At 42.7% G+C, this 1,493-nt stretch carries 2 protein-coding genes; both read left to right on the top strand.

The window, feature by feature from the left end; translation table 11 throughout:
- The coding region (locus HMPREF3144_RS03655) for a hypothetical protein (protein WP_083290374.1) at positions 1–1,036 on the top strand (1,036 nt) is incomplete at its 5' end.
- A gap of 42 nt (positions 1,037–1,078) precedes the next feature.
- Positions 1,079–1,426 (top strand): hypothetical protein, encoded by a 348-nt coding sequence (locus tag HMPREF3144_RS03650; protein ID WP_018575374.1) that lies wholly within the window; start codon positions 1,079–1,081, stop codon positions 1,424–1,426.
- The last annotated feature ends 67 nt before the right edge of the window (positions 1,427–1,493 follow it).

The following is a 1,493-nucleotide window of genomic DNA, read 5'->3' as shown; positions in this document are numbered from 1 at the left end:
ACAGTCGGCGGGGACGGCGGTGGATAATAACTGGCTGTCACCGTTAGAATATCAACGACGTCAAGAGTTAGTGGATAAATCCCTTGAAAAGGGAGTACTTGGTCTCGGTCAACGAGATCTCACCCTAGAGGAAGCACGCGAGTTCATTGATTTAGTTGAAAAAGATGCCTATGCGGACAACTTACTTGCCCGCTACCAAGCAGATAGTTCATCCTTGAGTCCTCAGGAAACACAGATCTTGGGCTTGATATTGGAGCAGGTATCAGGAGGTGATCCGGAACTTGCCCTACGTATTCTTGATATGCCCATTGCTGATGGCAAGGTAGAGGATTCATACGTTAGTGAACTCTATAGCAAAGCTCTTCAACAAGTCGGTGTGTATGAGTCGATGGACATGAAGCTTGCCAAAGCAGCAGAGCCTGCACTTTATTTTATGACGGGTCCTGTGGGCGCGGTGGTGAGGGGCGTGTCGGCTGCTGCAGGAGGCTACAGTATTGGACTGGGTTCAGCGGCTATTGCAGATGGTCAGTTAGTGGATGGGTCAATGCAAGTGATGGGTGGTACGCTGATGGTGGCCCCTGTCTTTGCTCAAGAAGCCCTGTTGATGGGTTTTAAAACACCTAATTCTTTAGTCCTTAGACCGGTGGCTGGTACGGGCTCCAAAGGGATAAGTTATGAGCCAGCTCTAACGGACACGGCCCTCTTAGTTAAAGCGGGCGTTACCGATGCGAATGTATTGAAAGCTGTTTCTAATGCGAAAAAAATTTCAACGGCCAACGTAAATCAATCGATAATACTTAGTGATTTGAGAGAGCAACTTTTTTGGAAGGAGGTGGCTTCAAATCCAAGTAAAGGTAAGGGTTTGATTGGTATGAATAATGACCCTCGGTTTCCAGAAAGTGCAGGTTTCCAGAAGATGACTGTTAATCGCAAGTTCACAGATGGAAAACAAATAGAGATTCATTACCAATACAACAGGCATACTGATAAAGCCTATGACATGAAGATTGTCGTGAGGAAACCATCAAAAGAATAATTAGAAATAATGGATAGAGTTGAATTGTCGAAAGGAAAATAGATGAAGATTAATGATAAAGAAGATGGTGAAAATATAGAGGTCTTTGGTATTTACTGGGGGGAGGTATTTCGTAGCGCAGGTAAAATAGAGTATGTAACTTATTTTTTAGGCTTACCAAGAGACAATGGTGGTTGGTTAATGATTTATGATTCAAGAGAGGTTGAGATTGTAGATAGTGTTTTGAAAGGTCAATGGACATTTTTCCCCAACCGATATAATGGTTTGTACTATGCACCACTAATCCAAGAAAAACTCCTTGACGATGTAATGGGGCGAGAACCTGAGGCAATAGAGAAGTTTATTCAGTTTGCAAAACAAGATGGTTTGTTAGAAACAGGTTTCTATTGATTCAAATCGAAATATACAATTTACTAAAAAACCGGTATTTATGCAGGCGATGGTGGTTATCAGATTG

The organism is Oligella sp. HMSC05A10 (assembly GCF_001808335.1).
Classification (GTDB): Bacteria; Pseudomonadota; Gammaproteobacteria; order Burkholderiales; family Burkholderiaceae_B; genus Oligella; species Oligella urethralis.
This window is presented reverse-complemented; position numbering and strand designations above follow the sequence as displayed.